General features: G+C 35.2%; 1 protein-coding gene. It reads right to left on the reverse strand.

The features are described from left to right. The coding region (locus tag D1831_RS14295) for a Hachiman antiphage defense system protein HamA (RefSeq protein ID WP_225422917.1) at nucleotides 1–344 on the reverse strand (344 nt) is incomplete at its 3' end. Between the last annotated feature and the right edge of the window lie 65 nt (nucleotides 345–409).

Genomic DNA, 409 nt, shown 5'->3' on the forward strand with positions numbered 1-409 from the left:
AGTTGAGTTTTACCCTGGTCTCTTTTCAGATATATGCCTTCACTATCGATTGTTCGCTTGACTTTTAAAATTTCCGCCCTGGTATAGAGTTTAAGTGCGTTATCCTCATGCTCTAAAAAAATATATGCTAGCAATTCACCTAGTAAATTATTTGGAATACCACTTTTAGCATATTTTCTTAGTAAATTTGCTGCTTGCAAACCTATAACATCCGTTTTGCTAACTCCACGGGCTATTGCGTAGCTAGTAATATTGGATGTCACTAGATCCTTTAAATTCGTATAGCTAAAAGGCAACAGTTCTGGTTTCAAAACAAAAGCATGAATTATATTTCTATTTTTCACAGCATCCATCTCACTAGCATTAACCTAACGAAAGACTGTTGTGAACGTCTCATCTGAAACAGTTT

The sequence above is a fragment of the Lactiplantibacillus garii genome (assembly GCF_003885105.1).
Taxonomy (GTDB): Bacteria; Bacillota; Bacilli; order Lactobacillales; family Lactobacillaceae; genus Lactiplantibacillus; species Lactiplantibacillus garii.